The following is a 16,165-nucleotide window of genomic DNA, read 5'->3' as shown; positions in this document are numbered from 1 at the left end:
GATCCTGGTGAGGCTGTTGGGGCGGCTTCGCCACCCAGCGCGGGCGATGCGGCGTTCCGACAAGCCCGCTCGCCACGGAAGAGTCAGCGGCCTGTAGACTGCGGCAATCCCCCTGTGGCGAGGGGGCTTGCCGGAACGCCGTATCGCCCCCGTTGGGCTGCGCAGCGGCCCCAAACCGACCACCTCGGTGTGCGTCGTGAGGCTGCCACCATAAGCAGTGCAACCGGCAAGATTTTGCCCCGTCGGTTGGGTACAATCGCCCTCCTCTTCGACTCTCCCAAGGAATCCCATGTCCGGGCTTGAACTGTTTGCCGCCGTGCTGGGGGTGATTGCCGTCTGGCTGACGGTCAAGCAGAACCCGTGGTGCTGGCCGATCGGCCTGGTCATGGTGCTGCTGTACACCTGGGTGTTCTTTGAGGTGAAGCTGTATTCCGACATGCTGCTGCAAGTGGTCTACGCCGGCCTGCAAGTCTATGGTTGGTGGCAATGGACCCGCGCGGGCGAGGTCAAGCAAGGTCGGCAAGTCACCAGCCTGGGCACCCAGTCCATCCTCCTGAGCCTGGCCATTGGCGCAACGGGCAGCCTGCTGCTGGGCGCGGCCATGGCGCACTGGACCGATGCCGCGCAACCCTGGCTGGATGCCGCGCTGACTGGCTTCAGCCTGGTGGCGCAGATGTGGATGGCACAAAAACGCGTGCAATGCTGGGCGCTGTGGATCGTGGTCGATGTGATTTTTGTCGGCCTGTTTATCTACAAAGGGCTTTACCTGACAGCCGCGCTCTACGCCCTGTTCACCGTGATTGCCGTGCAGGGCTGGCGGGAATGGCGCGCCGACCCGGCGTTGCGCACATGAAGGTGCTGGTAATGGCAGGCCCCGAGTCCAGCGGTAAAAGCTGGCTGGCCGAGCAGTTGCAGGCGCATTTCGGTGCAGTGCTGGTGGGGGAATACGTGCGCTATTTCATTGACCACTATCAGCGCGATACGACCCTGGCCGATATCCCGGATATCGCCCGCGGCCAACTGGCCTGGGAAGATGCCGGCCGCGCCCGCCAGCCCGAACTGTTGATTCTCGATACCCACCTGCTGACCAACAAGCTCTGGAGCCTGACCCTATTTGGCGATGCCCCGGCCTGGCTCGACGAGGCGCTGCTGGCTCGCCACTACGACCTGCACCTGCTGCTGTCGCCCGAAGGCATTGGCTGGACCGCCGATGGCCAGCGCTGCCAGCCAGACCTGGCTGACCGCCAAGCCTTCTTCCAGGCCAGCCGCGACTGGCTGGAGCAGCATCACCAGCCTTACCAGGTGCTGGGCGGGGATTGGCAAGCGCGGCATGACCAGGCGTTTGCCGCCGTTACCCAACTGCTCAGCAACCACTAAACCCTGCAGGAGCCGGCTTGCCGGCTCCTGCAGGGCGTTAGCGCTTCTCGCTGATCAACTGCACCTGATACTGCGGATCCGCCTTGATCTGCTGTTCGGTAAACGGCAACGGGCTGAGCTTTTTCGCGGAGAACGCCTGGGTCTGGTCCTTGAAGTGAGGCGACGCCGGATCGCTGGACAACGAAAACGCCAACACCCCTTCCGCCTTCGGCCCCTGATCGTCAAAGGTCACGATCTGCAAGTAACTGCTGCCGCTGACCACCTCACGCTTGCCATCTGCCCTCGGCACGCTCTGCATGGCGTTGTAGATACCAAGTGCCTGCGGCCCGCCATGCATCGGGGTGTTGCCCGAGACCTGGATATCACCCCAGCGTGCGCCCTCCTTCAAGCCCAACTCGCTTACCTGCGCCACTGACGCCTGCATCGCCTCGCGTAGCGCCTTGACCACTGGCGGCCGCTCGATGGCCAGCCCACGCGGTGTGGTTTGCGGGTGGCTCGGGTCAAACGCCACGCGCCACACATCCGGCATTTGCTGCATGTGCTCCATTACGTGGATGAAATGCACCAGGCCCAGGCCGCTATCGAGGTTGGCTTTCTGGTCCCAGTCCTTGAGGCGGGTGCACAGGGTTTTCAGGGTTGCATCGGGCTGTTGCGCGCAGAACTTGAGCAGGTCCGGCATCACCTGGCCGGCCAGGTACACCCGGTTGTCCAGCACCATATGCTGCAGGTCGGTGCGGGTGATGGGCTGCTTGTCCAGGTCCTGCAAGCGCTGCAAGGCAAAGCGTGAACGTGCGCCCAAGGCAATGTGATCCTGGCTGACCACCGGCGAAAAACCGCTCAACGGCGCCTTGGGGTTGGCCATCCAGGCCGAGTCGTTGGAGTGCTGCACATAGTCCTTGCGCGCCAGTTGCGGCAGTTGGTCGGCCGCAAAAATCCCCGGCTGCGCCGCCCGCGGATCAATGTCCCAGGCGCAGGCACTATGGGCGCCGTCGAGCACAATCAACTCCAGGCCAGCCCGTGGATCGCTGCATTGCTCGAGTTTTTTCGCACTGACGTTAGGAACCACCGACAGGTTCATGTACAGGCTTTGCCCCTGGTCATCGGCCGCCAACGTATTGACCCACGGAATGCCCTGCAGGGTGTGCACCGAGGCCTGCAAATCCTTGAGGCTGCGGGCTTGGTTCATTGCGTACCACTGGTGCAGCACCCGGTCGTTGCCCAGGTTGGCATCGCGCAGGCTGAAAGCGTATTGCCCATTCCAGTCGAGCTTGCCCGGCCATTGCACCACCGGCCCGAACTGCGAACTGTAGACCGTTTGGGATTGGTCCTTGAGGCTACCGTCGGCGCCCCTGACCTGCACCGTCACCTGGGTTTTCTGCATTGGGATCGATTTGCCGTCCAGCAGGTAACGGGTCGCGTCTTTCGGATCAAGCGTCAAGCGATACAGCGTGAAGTGCTTGGAGGTATCGACCGTGTGAGTCCACGCCACATGCTGGTTGAAGCCAATATTGACCACCGGCAGGCCCGGCAAGGCGGCGCCCATCACATCCAACTGCCCAGGGATGGTCAGGTGCATCTGATAAAAGCGCATGCCGCCAACCCACGGGAAATGAGGATTGGCCAACAGCATGCCGCGCCCGTTGAACGAGCGCTCGCCGCCCACCGCCACGGCGTTGCTGCCGCGATCCAGGGCAAAGCGCTGCTGATTCAAGGTGGCGAGTTCAAACGCCCGCGCACTGTGCCGCACCGCCACGCCTGGCTGGGGCGGTGTCGCCCCCACCAAGGCTTCGGCAAATTGGCCCACGCCACCTTCCACCAGCAGACGCCGGGTCAGCTTGACCAGGTCGGCGGTGTTGATCGGCCGCACCCACGCGCCCTGGCACTGCATCGGTCGGCCCTGTGCGCCGCGCTCCTGCAGATAACGGTTGTACCCCGCCACATACCCTTCAAGAAGCTGCTGCACCTGCGGGGTCTGCGCCTTCCAGAAGGCCGCCACGTCCTGGGGTGTATTGAGCCAGGTAAAGAACACATCACTGGTGAGGTTGTTGCGTTCTTCGAGGGTTGCCTGCTCGGCGCCGAAATAGCGGGCACGCTGACCGTTGACGGTCACCACTTCGTTGGCCAGCAGGCACAGGTTGTCTTGCGCGTAGGCATAGCCAATGCCATAGCCCAGGCCGCGCTCATCGCTGGCGCGGATATGCGGGATACCAAAACCGGTGCGGCGGATATCGGCACTCATCACACCTGCCTGCACCTCACTCACCTGGCGGGCCGTCGCACACAAGCTTACCCCCAGCAACACACCTGCCACGCAAACCCTGGACAACCCGTTGGAAATAATCACGCAGACCCCATCGTCAAGCCAAATTGAACGCCCAAGGCGGGGCCGACTCGCCAAAGCCAGCCCATGGATTAAGACGTAGAAACGCGCAGAAATTTAGGCTGCACGCGGCTTATTTACCGGCGCCAGGAATGTGACAGACGTGTTACTGACAAAATTTATACAGGTTGGACTTCATGATTTACGCGCCTCATACGTCTTACTAACTATGAGCACCATCATTTTCCTGATCAGGCTCTGATAAGGAGTTTTTGCATGTACAACCCGCAACTGCCCACGGACGGACATTCTATGGCCCACGACGCCGCTTTTGGCTCGGTCAACCAGGCCTTCGCCAAGGCGCCCGAGCAACAAGGCAACCAACGCATCCGGCACCTGCTCAAATGTTTTGGACTACGCACCAGCCTGATCCGGCTGAAAGTAATCGACGCCCTGCTCACCGCCGCCGACAACGGCCGTACGCTGGGGGTTCGGGGTGTGCACAGTCATTTGCTGGAACTGGGCATCCCGCTCTCGTTTCTGAGTGTGCGCGAGGTGCTCAAGCGCCTGTGCAGCGAAGGTGTGATCACGCTCAACAGCGATAAAAGCTACAGCCTCCATGAAGAGGCTGCCAAAGTCCTCGCCGCCGGCGCGGGTCTCAACGGTTAGGCTTGACCTTGCGGCGCATGATGCCGTTGATCACTACCACGATCACCGCCACAGCAATGGCGATGTACTGGAACGTCTTCTCACTGATGGCGCCGGTGTTCTGCAGATAGGACAGGCCAAACATCGTGCCGAGGACGACCAGGGAAATCAGAATCGAGTAAATCAAGCGTTGCTTCTGGGTCATGACGGGTTCCTGAAACCTGAAAAATTGTATCCGCGCTGTAACGCCAGCCGGGCTGACTGCGATGGGTCGGCTGAAACGGGACCTCATATTACAGACGATGAGTCGCTTTGGCTTGTCTTCTGCCCGATTCAGCAGGCACCCGTTACCTCTAGCCAAACCCTGGATTTGGCAGAGGTAAAAGAGCGCCTGGCACGATTGAACTATTACGCGGCACAAACCATCAAGGCCACCCGCGGTGGCGAGAAGTGGATTGCTTTGGTCGGCCAGGCCCATGAGCGGGCCTGTTGCTTTACTTGTCCTTGAATTCGGGAGCGCGCTTGGCCACGAACGCCGCCATGCCTTCCTTCTGGTCCTGAGTGGCAAAGGCTGCGTGGAATACCCGGCGTTCAAAGCGCACGCCTTCCGACAGGCTGACTTCAAAGGCGCGGTTGACGCTTTCCTTGACCATCATGCTGATGGGCACCGATTTGCTGGCGATCAGCGCCGCCACCTTGAGCGCCTCTGCCAGCAGTTCGTCCGACGGCACGATGCGCGCAACGATGCCGCAACGTTCTGCTTCCACCGCATCGATAAAACGCCCGGTCAGGCACATTTCCATGGCCTTGGCCTTGCCTACCGCACGGGTCAGGCGCTGGGTGCCGCCCATGCCCGGCAGCACGCCAAGGTTGACTTCCGGCTGGCCAAACTTGGCGTTGTCGCCGGCCAGGATGAAGTCGCACATCAACGCCAGCTCGCAACCGCCGCCCAGGGCAAAACCGTTGACCGCGGCAATGATCGGCTTACGGCGGTTGGCTACACGGTCGCTGTCGCTGAACAAGTCGTCGAGGTAGATCTGCGGGTAGGTCAGCTCGGCCATTTCCTTGATATCGGCACCGGCGGCAAAGGCTTTTTTCGAGCCGGTCAACACAATGCAGCCGATCTCGGGATTGGCTTCCAGGCTGTCGAGGGCCTGATTCACTTCGCTGACCAGTTGCGCGTTCAAGGCGTTCAGCGCCTCGGGGCGATTGAGGGTAATCAGCCCGACGCGGCCTTGGACTTCAAGCAAAATGGTTTGGTAACTCATCGATCCGTACCTCTTCAAAGATTGCGCGAAATGACCATGCGCTGAATATCACTGGTGCCTTCATAAATCTGGCAGACCCGCACATCACGGTAGATCCGCTCCAGCGGGAAGTCGCTCAGGTAACCGTATCCGCCCAGGGTTTGCAAGGCGGCAGAACAGACTTTCTCGGCCATTTCCGAAGCGAACAGCTTGGCCATGGACGCCTCCACCAGCGCAGGTTTGCCACTGTCGCGCAGGGCGGCGGCGTAATGCACCATCTGCCGGGCCACGGCGATCTGGGTGGCCATGTCGGCCAGGCGAAACGCCACGGCCTGATGTTCGATCAGGGCCTTGCCAAAACTCTCGCGCTCGCGTGCGTAGTCCCGCGCGGCTTCAAACGCAGCCCGGGCCATCCCCACCGATTGCGAGGCAATTCCCACGCGGCCACCTTCCAGGTTGGCCAGGGCAATCCGATAACCTTCACCCTCCTCGCCCAGGCGGTTAGCCACAGGTACCCGCACATCCTCAAACAGAATCTGGCAGGTATCGGACGCATGCTGGCCGAGTTTGTCCTCGACCCGCGCCACCTTATAGCCGGGCGAATCCGTGGGCACAATAAACGCGCTGATCCCACGCTTGCCGGCCGCCGGGTCAGTCACGGCAAAGACAATCACCACCCCGGCGTTCTGCCCTGAGGTGATGAACTGCTTGCAGCCATTGAGTACATAGTGATCGCCTTCAAGGCGGGCACGGGTTTTGAGGCTGCTGGCATCGGAACCGGCCTGGGGCTCGGTCAGGGCAAACGCGCCGAGCATCGCGCCGCTGGCCAGGGGCTTGAGGAACTGTTCTTTCTGCTGATCATTGCCGAACTTGAGGATGGGCACGCAACCCACCGAGTTGTGCACGCTCATGATGGTCGAGCAGGCCCCATCCCCGGCCGCGACTTCTTCCAGGGCCATGGCGTAGGCCAGGTAACCGGTGTCGCAACCGCCCCATTGCTCGGGCACCAGCATGCCGAAAAAGCCCAGCTCGGCCATTTCGCCGATGGCTTCCTTGGGGAAGCGATGCTCGCGGTCCCACTCGGCAGCGAACGGCTTGAGCCGCTCCTGGGCAAATTGCCGGGCTGCTTCGCTGATTTGCAGTTGTTCGTCGTTGGGCAACATATAGATTCCTTAATCCAGGCACTCGACGGCCATGGCCGTGGCTTCACCGCCACCGATGCAGATGGCCGCGACACCACGCTTGAGCCCTTTCTGGCGCAGGGCCGAAAGCAGGGTCACAAGGATGCGCGCACCAGATGCGCCAATCGGGTGCCCCAGGGCGCACGCGCCGCCGTGGACGTTGACCTTGTCGTGGGGAATTTCCAGCTTGCTCATGGTCACCAGGCTGACCACCGCAAAGGCTTCGTTGATCTCGAACAGATCCACATCCCCCAGATTCCAGCCGGTCTTGCTCAGCAACTTGCGGATAGCCCCCACCGGCGCCACCGGGAACAGGCCCGGCTCATCGGCAAACGCGGCATGACCATGGATCACTGCCAGGGGCTTGAGCCCGCGTTTTTGCGCTTCGCTCTGGCGCATCATCAGCAAGGCCGCCGCACCGTCGGAAATTGAACTGGAGTTGGCCGCAGTCACCGTGCCGCCTTCGCGAAACGCCGGCTTCAAGGTGGCGATCTTGTCCAGGCGCGCCTTGGGCGGCTGCTCGTCGTCAGTGATGGTCTTTTGTTCCTTGCCCACGGTGACCTGCACCGGGACGATCTCGGCACTGAAGCTACCGGCAGTGATTGCCTGCTGGGCACGGGTCAGCGAGGCGATGGCAAAGGCATCCTGGGCCTCACGAGTAAAACCGTTGGCTTCGGCGCAGTCCTCGGCAAAAGTGCCCATGAGGCGGCCCTTGTCATAGGCGTCTTCCAGGCCATCGAGGAACATATGGTCAAGCACTCGGCCATGGCCCATGCGGTAGCCGCTACGCGCCCGATCCAGCAGGTACGGGGCGTTGGACATGCTCTCCATGCCCCCGGCGATCACCACCTGCGCGCTACCGGCCAGCAGCGAGTCATGGGCCAGAATGGCCGCTTCCATGCCCGAGCCACACATCTTGTTGAGCGTGGTGCAACGCGTCGACTTGTCCAGGCCAGCGCCCAGGGCGGCCTGGCGTGCCGGGGCCTGGCCGAGACCTGCGGGCAGTACGCAACCGAACAACACTTCGTCTACTGCGTCGTGGGCGATACCTGCTCGCTCGACGGCGGCACGAATCGCGGCGGCGCCCAATTGCGGCGCGGTCAAACCCTTGAGGTCGCCCTGGAACCCGCCCATGGGCGTGCGTACGGCGCTGACAATAACAATCGGATCGTGGAGCTGAGTCATGCAAAAACCTCCTTACTTGGCCGCCATGCGCAAGGCGCCGTCAAGACGGATCACCTCGCCATTGAGCATGCTGTTTTCAATGATATGCCGCGCCAGCGCAGCGTACTCGACCGGCTTGCCCAGGCGTGGCGGGAACGGCACGCCGGCCGCCAGGGAGTCGCGTACTTGCGGGGTCATGCCGGCCATCATCGGTGTTTCAAAGATGCCTGGGGCGATGGTCATCACGCGGATACCGAAGCGCGCCAGCTCGCGCGCAGCCGGCAGGGTCAGGCTGGCAATCGCGCCCTTGGATGCCGCGTAGGCGGCCTGGCCGACCTGGCCGTCAAAAGCGGCCACTGACGCGGTGTTGATGATCACGCCACGCTCACCGTCGGCATCGGCCTCGGATTCCGCGATAGCGGCCGCCGCCAGGCGCAGCAGGTTGAAGCTGCCGATCAGGTTGACGTTGATCACCTGGGCAAAGCTTGCCAAGGCATGGGGCCCGTTCTTGCCGAGGATTTTCTCGCCACGCACCACGCCTGCGCAGTTGACCAGCCCATGCAGGGCGCCAAATGCCGCGACGGTCGCCTGTACTGCCGCTTCGGCAGCCGCTTCCTGGCTGATATCCGCCACCACACTGCGCGCCTGTGCGCCCAACTTAACCGCCTGGGCCGCCACGGCATCGGCATTCAGGTCCACCAGCATCACCTTGGCACCCGCCGCCACCAACATTTCGGCGGTGGCCGCGCCGAGCCCCGAAGCGCCGCCGCTGACCATAAATACCTTGTTCTCGATCTGCATCATTGTTTCCTTGAAGAGGGATCAAGCCGTGGTCGCTGCCTGGACCTTGGCGATTTCCTGGTTACGCAAAATAAACCGTTGCAGCTTGCCGCTCGGGGTCTTGGGCAAGTCGCTGACAAATTCGATTTCCCGTGGGTAGGCGTGGGCCGCCAAGCGCTTGCGCACGTGCTGGCGCAGCTCCTCGGCCAGCGCGGCATCGGCGCGGTACTGGCTGTTGATCACCACAAAGGCCTTGACCAGCTCGGTGCGCTCCGCGTCCGGTTTGCCGACCACGGCGGCTTCGATCACGGCAGGGTGCTCGACCAAGGCGCTTTCCACGTCGAATGGCCCCACGCGGTAGCCGGATGTGGTGATCACATCATCACTGCGCCCGACAAAACTGATGCTGCCATCGGGATTGAGCTCCACGGTGTCGCCGCTCAAGTAATACTTGCCGACGAAAGCCTTGGTCTTGACCCCGTCGTAGCCGGCGAACCAGCACATCGGCGACTGCTCGCGGTCGATAGCGAGGATGCCGGGCTGGCCGGCGGGCAATTCCTGGTGGTTGTCATCCAGCACCACGATGCGGTGCCCCGGCGAGGCAAAACCAGCAGACCCGACATGCACCGGGTGCTCCAGGCCATGGTGATTGCACAGCACCATGCCTAGCTCGGTCTGGCCGTAGTGGTCGTGGATAGTCACACCCAGGTTGTCGGCGAACCAACGGATCACTTCCGGGTTGAGCGGCTCGCCGGCGCTGCTGACGATGCGCAGCCGGCCCTTGATCGAGCGCGCGAACTGCTCGCCACCGGCAATCAGCAGGCGGTAGGCCGTAGGCGAACCCGTGAGGTTGGTGATCCCGTACTTATTGATGACCCGGCAGGTGCTTTCCAGGGTGAACGGGCCATCGTAGAAGGTGATCGGATGGCCCATGGACAACGGTCCGGTCACGCCAAAGTAGATACCGTAGGCCCAGCCCGGATCGGCGACGTTCCAGAACGCATCTTCAGGGCGCAGGTCCACGGCATCGCGGGTGTAGCTCTGGAACGCGACCAGCGCCTTGAGCGGTACGGCCAGGGCCTTTGACGGGCCGGTGGTGCCAGAGGTGAACATCAGCAGGAACGGATCATCGGCGCCCAGCAATACCGGTTCGCAGACATTGGAATAGTTGGGCAACTCGGCCCAGAAGCTGAAATCACCGCGCACAATGCCTTCGCCCTTGGCGCCGGCCACCGTGACGATGGTCGGGCAATCGGCAACTTCCGCCAGTTTGCTGCGGTTGACCGCGTCGGTCACCACCAGCGCCGCGCCGGAGCTGTTCAGGCGGTGTTCGATGGCCTTGGGGCCGAACGCGGTGAACAAGGGTTGATAGACCGCACCGATGCGCCAGGTGGCCAGCACCGTCACCAGCAGTTCGGCGGTGCGCGGCAGCAGGCCAGCGACCTTGTCGCCACGCTTGACGCCCTGGGCCAGGAGAAAATTGGCGAAACGCGCCGCCTGATCCTGCAATTCAATGAAGGTCGAGGTGGCGCTGCGGCCATCCTTGCCCTCCCAGAACAAGGCAATCCGCCCCGGCAGTGCATGCCGGTCGCAGCATTCAACGCAGGCATTGAGCCCTTGCAAGTGGCCGGCCAGTGCGGCCTCGACGGTTTGCTGGTAGTTGAACTCGGTAGTCGCAGCCAAATAATCGCGCATCGTGGCAAATCCCTGTGTCTTTTGTTGTTTTTGGGGGGCGTGCTTTTGCGGGGTGACGCTGCGCAAATAGTGGCGCCAGAGCGGCGCACGGACAATGGTCAAAGCTTTCAATGTGGCTGACTGGTTTGGCCAATGATACGACGTGTTGAGCTGCCGTCTGTGGCGAGCGGGCTTGCCCGCGCTGGGCTGCGGAGCAGCCCCAAAACCAGCCGCTACGGAGAATCTGATACACCGCATTCGGCTTATTGGGGCTGCTTCGCAGCCCAGCGCGGGCAAGCCCGCTCGCCACAGGGGGTATTCAGTTGTTTAGATGCCATGCCCATAGAGCCCGACAATCGGCCAGTCAACGCAAGCGATTGGACGCCCTGCCCGCCAGCTTCTAATCTGAGGGCCTGCGCCACCGAAGAAGCCCTCGATGATTGTCCGCCCCAAACCCAACCTGTTCGGCATCCTGTTCTCCCTCAAGGGTTCGATTGCCAAACGTATTGCCCTGCGCAGCCTGCTGGTCACGCTGCTGGCCTCGGTGATCGTACTGGTGGAAACCCTGCACCCAGCCTATTTTTCCAAGGTCAACGCGACCCCGTTCACCCTGCTGGGGCTGTCGCTGTCGATCTTCATGAGCTTTCGCAACAACGCCTGCTACGACCGCTGGTGGGAGGGCCGCAAGCAATTGGGGCAGATGGTCATTGAGATCCGCTCGCTGATCCGCGAAAGCCAGGTTTTTACCCGGCCTGGCGAGCGCGAAAGCCTGTTGCGCGGCCTGTGCGGCTTTGCCCACGGCCTGGTCGCGCGCCTGCGCCTGGAAGACGAGGCCCATGCCATAAAGCCTTGGAGCAGCGTGGAGTCCCACCACCCGAACCTGCCTGATCGCATCCTGCAAACCCTCGGTGCCCAATGCTCGGACGCCGCGCAACAGGGACGGATCAGCGATTGGCGCTACACCCAACTGGAAACCCGCCTGGTGGGGCTCAGTCAGGTACAGGCCGCTTGCGAACGGATCAAAAGCACGCCGCTGCCCTTCCCCTACACCCTGCTGCTGCACCGCACCATCTATCTGTTCTGCATCCTGCTACCATTTGCCATGGCCGAGCCCCTGGGCTGGCTGACGCCGATTTTCACCGCCATCGTCAGCTACACCTTCTTTGGCCTGGACGAAATCGGTGACGATCTGGAGGACCCCTTCGGCTTCGACGAGAACGACCTGCCGTGCAATGCCATCGTGCGCACCCTGGAACGCGAGATCCTCGCCGCCCTGGGCGAAACCACCCTACCGCCGCCCTTGGAGCCCGTGGACTATGTGCTGACGTGAGCCAGGTTTGACACTCGTCGGTGTCTGACCGAAGCTGACCACTTTGCACTAGCTGCCCAGCTTTCGGACGCCTGCATGTCAAAGTCACGCCGTTACTCGATCATCGGCCTGAGCGCCCTGTTGTTTGTCGCACTGCTGTTCTGGTATTTCACCCGCACGCCCAGCGTGTCCGTACCGCCGGCCATTGCCCACGGATACTCCAAGGCCCTGAAACAGGCGCATAACGGCGAACCCGGCGCCGCACGGGTGCTGTATCAGCAATTGGGCCGGCCAGATCTGTCGGACGTGCGCCGCGCCGCCCTGCACAACGAATTGCACAACTATCCAAGCCCCCAGGCATTGAAACTGGCGGACAAGGACCTGAGCCACGAATCCCCCCTGGTGCGCCAGGCAGCCATTGCCAGCATCGTCGGCCTGGTGCCCAGCGGGCAGCGCACCCTGTTGCTCGGGCCGTTGCTCGAGGATGAACAACAAAGCGTGCGGTTTGCCGCTGCCAACGCCTTGCTGGGCCTGTCACCCGACACCCTGGGTCTGTATTTCGGCCCCTTGCAGCAAGTGCTGGATGAGTATGCAAAGTACCTCAAGGCCCAGCCCGAAAGCGCCGAAGGCTGGATTCAGCTGGCACGCCTGTACATCCACAGCGCCCTGCTGCCCGAAGCGCAACATGCCCTGGAACAGGCATTGCGCCTGGACCCGGATAACCTGCCGGCGGTGGTTGCACGCATCGAACTGCTGGATAAACAGGGCAAGGTCGATGATTCCCGCCAGGTTCTGGCCACGCAGTTGCAGGCTCATCCCGATTCGGCCTACCTGCAGCACGCCCTGGGCATGTGGTTGCTGCACCATGGTGAACGCGCGTACGCCCTGCTCGGGCTGTCCAAGGCGGTGGAGCTTGAGCCAGACAATCAGGATTACCGCTACGACCTGGCAACCACCCTGCACGACCAGGACGAACTGGAGGCCGCGCAGCGCCAGCTGGAAGAAATCATCCAGCGCCACCCGGCCAACCGCAAGGCTCGGGTATTGCTGGTCAACTATTGGAAAGAAAGCGGCCAACTGCAGAACGTTCAAGTACTGCTGGCGCAGCTGGAGCAGCAAAACCCTGATGATCCAGCCCTGCAACAGGGCCTGTGAGGACGGTGCCCGTTGCCGGCACCCGACATATTTAACAAAACGTTGAACCGCCAATCGGCACCACGGTCAAGTAAATATGGCGCGTTTGCTCAGGCACGCGCCCTCTACTTGATAAGTGATCCGAGGGCACTTCTTGTCTACATCCAAAGAGCTGTTCACAGCAAAGGCGGCGACCGGTATCGAAGGTCTTGATGACATTCTTGACGGTGGCCTGTCACGCAGCCACCTGTTCCTGCTCGAAGGCGAGCCAGGTACGGGCAAGACTACGGTGGCCCTGCATTTCCTTCAGGCGGGGGCAAAAAATGGCGAACGCTCGCTGTATATCACCCTGTCTGAAACCGAGCGCGAATTACGCCAGGGCGCTGCATCCCATGGCTGGGACTTGGACGACAACATCCATATTTTTGAACTGACACCCCCCGAAAGCCTGCTGAACGCCGAACATCAGCAAAGCCTGCTGTACTCCTCGGACCTGGAGCTGGGCGAAGCCACCCGGCAGATTTTCGAAGCCGTGGAGCGCGTCAAGCCGACCCGTGTGGTGCTCGACAGCCTTTCGGAAATCCGTCTGCTGGCGCAAAGCTCGTTGCGTTACCGCCGCCAGATCCTGGCCATCAAACATTACTTTGTGCGCTATGAAGCCACGGTCTTGCTGCTCGATGACCTGACCACCGAAGCCCTGGACAAAACCGTACACAGCGTGGCCCACGGGGTGATTCGCCTGGAAGAACTGACCCCCAACTACGGCGCCGAACGTCGCCGGGTGCGCGTGGTGAAGTACCGCGGGCAGAAATACCGGGGCGGTTTTCACGACTTCACCATCATGGGCGACGGTGTGCATGTATTCCCCCGCCTGGTGGCCGCCGAGCATCGCGGCGGCTACAACCGCCAGACCTTGACCAGTGGCATAAGCGAGATGGATGCCCTGCTCGGCGGCGGTATCGAGACCGGCTCCAGCACGCTGATCCTTGGCCCTGCCGGTACGGGCAAATCGTTGATTTCGATGATTTTTGCTGCCTCGGCGGTGGCCCGCGGGGAAAAGGCCGCACTGTTTATCTTCGATGAAGAGCTGGGCCTATTGTTTGAGCGCATGAAAAACATGGGGATCGACCTGGAGGCGCTGCAAGCCACCGGCAACCTGCTGATCGAACAGGTGGACGCCGCCGAACTGTCGCCCGGAGAGTTCTCCCATCGCGTACGGCGCTGCGTCGACGAACGCCAGATCAAGACCGTGGTCATCGACAGTATCAACGGCTATCAGGCGGCGATGCCCGAAGAAAACGCCCTGGTGCTGCACATGCACGAACTGTTGCTGTACCTCAACCGACGCGGCGCGGCGACCTTTATGACCGTAGCCCAACACGGCCTGGTGGGTGACATGCAGGCGCCAGTGGACATTACCTACCTGGCCGACACAGTTATTCTGCTGCGTTACTTCGAAGCCTTGGGCAAGGTGCGCCGCGCCATTTCGATCATCAAGAAACGCACCGGCAGGCATGAGTCGACCATCCGTGAGTACCGCATCAGCGGCACCGGGATGACCATCGGCGAACCCCTCGAGGCGTTCCAGGGCGTGTTGCGCGGCGTGCCCACGTACATGGGTGCCGGCAAGCCGCTGCTCAAGGATGAGAGTTCGTGACGGCGCGGGCCGAGACATTCGAGCGTGCAATTATTCTGGCGCCCCTGGGGCGCGACAGCTCGCTGGCAACAATGATGCTCAACGAGGCGGGATTTGGCGCCGTGACTGCGAGCAGCCTGCCTTTGCTGTGCGAGGCCCTGGAGGACGGTGCCGGCCTGCTGATTATTGCTGCAGAAGCCTTGCGCGGCGCCGATCTCGAACCGTTGCTGACCTACCTGCAACAGCAGCCCGCCTGGTCCGACTTGCCGATCGTGCTGCTCACCCACCACGGCGGTAGCGAACAGAACGCGTCCTCACACCTGAGCGCACTGCTAGGCAACATCACCTTGCTGGAGCGCCCGTTCCACCCGGTCACCTTGATCAGCCTGGTCACCACTGCCTTGCGCGGCCGCCGGCGCCAGTACGAGGCCCGCGACCGAATGATCGACCTCAGCCAAAGTGAACAGCGCCTGCAAAGCACCCTGGAAACCCTGGAGCAACAGGTCGAGGAACGTACGGCGCAGTTGCGCGCCAACGAAGAAGCACTGCGCCAGGCGCAGAAAATGGAAGCCGTCGGTCAGTTGACGGGAGGTATCGCCCACGACTTCAACAACATGCTCACCGGGATCATCGGCAGCCTGGAGTTACTGCGAAGGCGGGTTGCCCGGGGCCGCACCGAAGACCTCGACAGCCTGATCGACCTGGGTGTCACCTCGGCCAACCGCGCCGCCGGCCTGACCCACCGCCTGCTGGCGTTTTCCCGTCGCCAGTCGCTGGACTCCAAACCAGTGGAGATCAACCACCTGGTGACGTCCATGAGCGAGTTGCTACGGCGCAGTCTCAACGAGAGCATCGCCCTGGATGTTCGGGTTGAGGAAAAACTGTGGATCGCCGAAGCCGACCCCAATCAGTTGGAAAGTGCCCTGCTCAACCTGGCGCTCAATGCACGCGACGCCATGCCCAACGGCGGGCAGTTGGTGGTGGAAACCAGCAACCGCCATCTCGACAGCGTATTCACCGCAGCCTACGGCACACTCGATCCTGGCGACTATGTCGAGTTGAGCGTCAGCGACACCGGTTGCGGCATGCCCGACACGGTTGTCAGCCGCGCCTTCGACCCTTTCTTCACCACCAAACCCATCGGCCAGGGTACGGGGCTGGGCCTGTCGATGATCTATGGCTTCGCCCGCCAATCCCACGGCCATGTGACCATTCACAGCGTGGTTGGCCAGGGCACCACGGTCAGCCTGTTCCTGCCACGCTTTGCGGGTGAAATAATCGCTGAGGAACCCCTCAACCCGCCGCAGCTGCCATTTGCCAACGCCGGCGAAACCGTATTGATTGTCGAGGACGATCCGGCCGTGCGGGTGCTGGTCAGCGCGGTATTGAGCGAATTGGGCTATGCCTTTGTCGAAGCGGGTGATGCCAACAGCGCGTTGCCGATCATCGAGTCTGAGCAGCGGATTGATCTGTTGATCAGTGACGTTGGACTGCCCGGTATGAACGGTCGGCAATTAGCGGAAATTGGCCGCCAACTGCGGCCAGGGCTCAAAGTTCTGTTTATCACCGGCTATGCCGAACATGCCGCGGTACGCGGCGGGTTTCTCGACCCGGGTATGCAGATGATTACCAAGCCGTTCACCTTTGAATTATTGACGCAGACGGTGCGGGAGATGATTCGCGCCACCTGACTGC

14 protein-coding genes are annotated in these 16,165 nt (G+C 62.0%); 7 read left to right on the top strand and 7 right to left on the bottom strand.

Annotated elements, in window-relative coordinates; translation table 11 throughout:
• Positions 1 to 289 precede the first annotated feature (289 nt).
• Both pnuC and GDV60_RS12565 read left to right on the top strand, forming a co-directional pair.
• On the top strand, positions 290 to 853 hold the full coding sequence (gene pnuC / locus GDV60_RS12570) for a nicotinamide riboside transporter PnuC (RefSeq protein ID WP_029290523.1): 564 nt from the start codon (positions 290 to 292) through the stop codon (positions 851 to 853).
• Complete coding sequence (locus tag GDV60_RS12565; protein ID WP_070996260.1) at positions 850 to 1,377, top strand: AAA family ATPase; 528 nt, start codon at positions 850 to 852, stop codon at positions 1,375 to 1,377. Before pnuC ends, GDV60_RS12565 begins: the two co-directional genes overlap by 4 nt.
• Before the next feature lie 37 nt (positions 1,378 to 1,414).
• On the opposite strand, the gene GDV60_RS12560 is transcribed toward GDV60_RS12565, so the two are convergent.
• Positions 1,415 to 3,721: an acylase gene (locus GDV60_RS12560; RefSeq protein ID WP_159907403.1), complete on the bottom strand. Its 2,307-nt coding sequence runs from the start codon at positions 3,719 to 3,721 to the stop codon at positions 1,415 to 1,417.
• 252 nt (positions 3,722 to 3,973) lie between these two features.
• Between GDV60_RS12560 and GDV60_RS12555 the strand changes: the two genes are divergently transcribed.
• On the top strand, positions 3,974 to 4,366 hold the full coding sequence (locus GDV60_RS12555; RefSeq protein ID WP_029290517.1) for a fe2+ zn2+ uptake regulation protein: 393 nt from the start codon (positions 3,974 to 3,976) through the stop codon (positions 4,364 to 4,366).
• On the opposite strand, the gene GDV60_RS12550 is transcribed toward GDV60_RS12555, so the two are convergent.
• From GDV60_RS12550 to GDV60_RS12525, 6 genes are all read right to left on the bottom strand, one after another.
• A complete protein-coding gene (locus tag GDV60_RS12550; protein ID WP_029290515.1) occupies positions 4,356 to 4,550 on the bottom strand; it encodes a hypothetical protein in 195 nt (64 codons plus the stop codon). The two genes, GDV60_RS12555 and GDV60_RS12550, sit on opposite strands and share 11 nt — an antisense overlap.
• A gap of 289 nt (positions 4,551 to 4,839) precedes the next feature.
• The gene (locus GDV60_RS12545; protein ID WP_029290513.1) at positions 4,840 to 5,613 is read right to left on the bottom strand and encodes an enoyl-CoA hydratase; all 774 of its coding nucleotides are present in this window, start codon (positions 5,611 to 5,613) and stop codon (positions 4,840 to 4,842) included.
• Positions 5,614 to 5,627: 14 nt separating this feature from the next.
• Entirely contained in the window at positions 5,628 to 6,755 is a 1,128-nt protein-coding gene (locus GDV60_RS12540) for an acyl-CoA dehydrogenase (RefSeq protein ID WP_092236434.1), read from the bottom strand.
• A gap of 9 nt (positions 6,756 to 6,764) precedes the next feature.
• Complete coding sequence (locus GDV60_RS12535; RefSeq protein ID WP_159907401.1) at positions 6,765 to 7,958, bottom strand: acetyl-CoA C-acyltransferase; 1,194 nt, start codon at positions 7,956 to 7,958, stop codon at positions 6,765 to 6,767.
• Between the two features lie 12 nt (positions 7,959 to 7,970).
• Positions 7,971 to 8,738, bottom strand: a complete 768-nt coding sequence (locus tag GDV60_RS12530) for an SDR family NAD(P)-dependent oxidoreductase (RefSeq protein ID WP_029290508.1) — start codon at positions 8,736 to 8,738, stop codon at positions 7,971 to 7,973.
• Between the two features lie 21 nt (positions 8,739 to 8,759).
• Positions 8,760 to 10,412: an AMP-binding protein gene (locus tag GDV60_RS12525; protein WP_070996347.1), complete on the bottom strand. Its 1,653-nt coding sequence runs from the start codon at positions 10,410 to 10,412 to the stop codon at positions 8,760 to 8,762.
• Between the two features lie 415 nt (positions 10,413 to 10,827).
• On the opposite strand from GDV60_RS12525, the gene GDV60_RS12520 reads away from it, so the two are divergent.
• The 4 genes from GDV60_RS12520 (at position 10,828) to GDV60_RS12505 (ending at position 16,161) form a co-directional block, all read left to right on the top strand.
• Positions 10,828 to 11,721: a bestrophin family protein gene (locus GDV60_RS12520; RefSeq protein ID WP_133714407.1), complete on the top strand. Its 894-nt coding sequence runs from the start codon at positions 10,828 to 10,830 to the stop codon at positions 11,719 to 11,721.
• Between the two features lie 75 nt (positions 11,722 to 11,796).
• Positions 11,797 to 12,855, top strand: a complete 1,059-nt coding sequence (locus GDV60_RS12515; RefSeq protein ID WP_029290502.1) for a tetratricopeptide repeat protein — start codon at positions 11,797 to 11,799, stop codon at positions 12,853 to 12,855.
• 133 nt (positions 12,856 to 12,988) lie between these two features.
• Entirely contained in the window at positions 12,989 to 14,491 is a 1,503-nt protein-coding gene (locus GDV60_RS12510; protein WP_104912256.1) for an ATPase domain-containing protein, read from the top strand.
• Positions 14,488 to 16,161, top strand: a complete 1,674-nt coding sequence (locus tag GDV60_RS12505; RefSeq protein ID WP_256679376.1) for a response regulator — start codon at positions 14,488 to 14,490, stop codon at positions 16,159 to 16,161. The genes GDV60_RS12510 and GDV60_RS12505 overlap by 4 nt, the downstream gene beginning before the upstream one ends.
• Positions 16,162 to 16,165: the final 4 nt, after the last annotated feature.

The organism is Pseudomonas sp. DTU12.1 (assembly GCF_009873475.1).
Classification (GTDB): Bacteria; Pseudomonadota; Gammaproteobacteria; order Pseudomonadales; family Pseudomonadaceae; genus Aquipseudomonas; species Aquipseudomonas proteolytica.
Note: the sequence above shows the minus strand (reverse complement) of the source record. Positions and strands in the feature narration are given on the sequence as shown.

Bases quoted from the DNA above. Each gene is read 5' to 3' on its own strand.
- pnuC (WP_029290523.1), top strand. From the start codon at position 290: ATGTCCGGGCTTGAACTGTTTGCCGCCGTGCTGGGGGTGATTGCCGTC.
- GDV60_RS12565 (WP_070996260.1), top strand. From the start codon at position 850: ATGAAGGTGCTGGTAATGGCAGGCCCCGAGTCCAGCGGTAAAAGCTGG.
- GDV60_RS12555 (WP_029290517.1), top strand. From the start codon at position 3,974: ATGTACAACCCGCAACTGCCCACGGACGGACATTCTATGGCCCACGAC.
- GDV60_RS12550 (WP_029290515.1), bottom strand. From the start codon at position 4,550: ATGACCCAGAAGCAACGCTTGATTTACTCGATTCTGATTTCCCTGGTC.
- GDV60_RS12545 (WP_029290513.1), bottom strand. From the start codon at position 5,613: ATGAGTTACCAAACCATTTTGCTTGAAGTCCAAGGCCGCGTCGGGCTG.
- GDV60_RS12540 (WP_092236434.1), bottom strand. From the start codon at position 6,755: ATGTTGCCCAACGACGAACAACTGCAAATCAGCGAAGCAGCCCGGCAA.
- GDV60_RS12535 (WP_159907401.1), bottom strand. From the start codon at position 7,958: ATGACTCAGCTCCACGATCCGATTGTTATTGTCAGCGCCGTACGCACG.
- GDV60_RS12530 (WP_029290508.1), bottom strand. From the start codon at position 8,738: ATGCAGATCGAGAACAAGGTATTTATGGTCAGCGGCGGCGCTTCGGGG.
- GDV60_RS12525 (WP_070996347.1), bottom strand. From the start codon at position 10,412: ATGCGCGATTATTTGGCTGCGACTACCGAGTTCAACTACCAGCAAACC.
- GDV60_RS12520 (WP_133714407.1), top strand. From the start codon at position 10,828: ATGATTGTCCGCCCCAAACCCAACCTGTTCGGCATCCTGTTCTCCCTC.
- GDV60_RS12515 (WP_029290502.1), top strand. From the start codon at position 11,797: ATGTCAAAGTCACGCCGTTACTCGATCATCGGCCTGAGCGCCCTGTTG.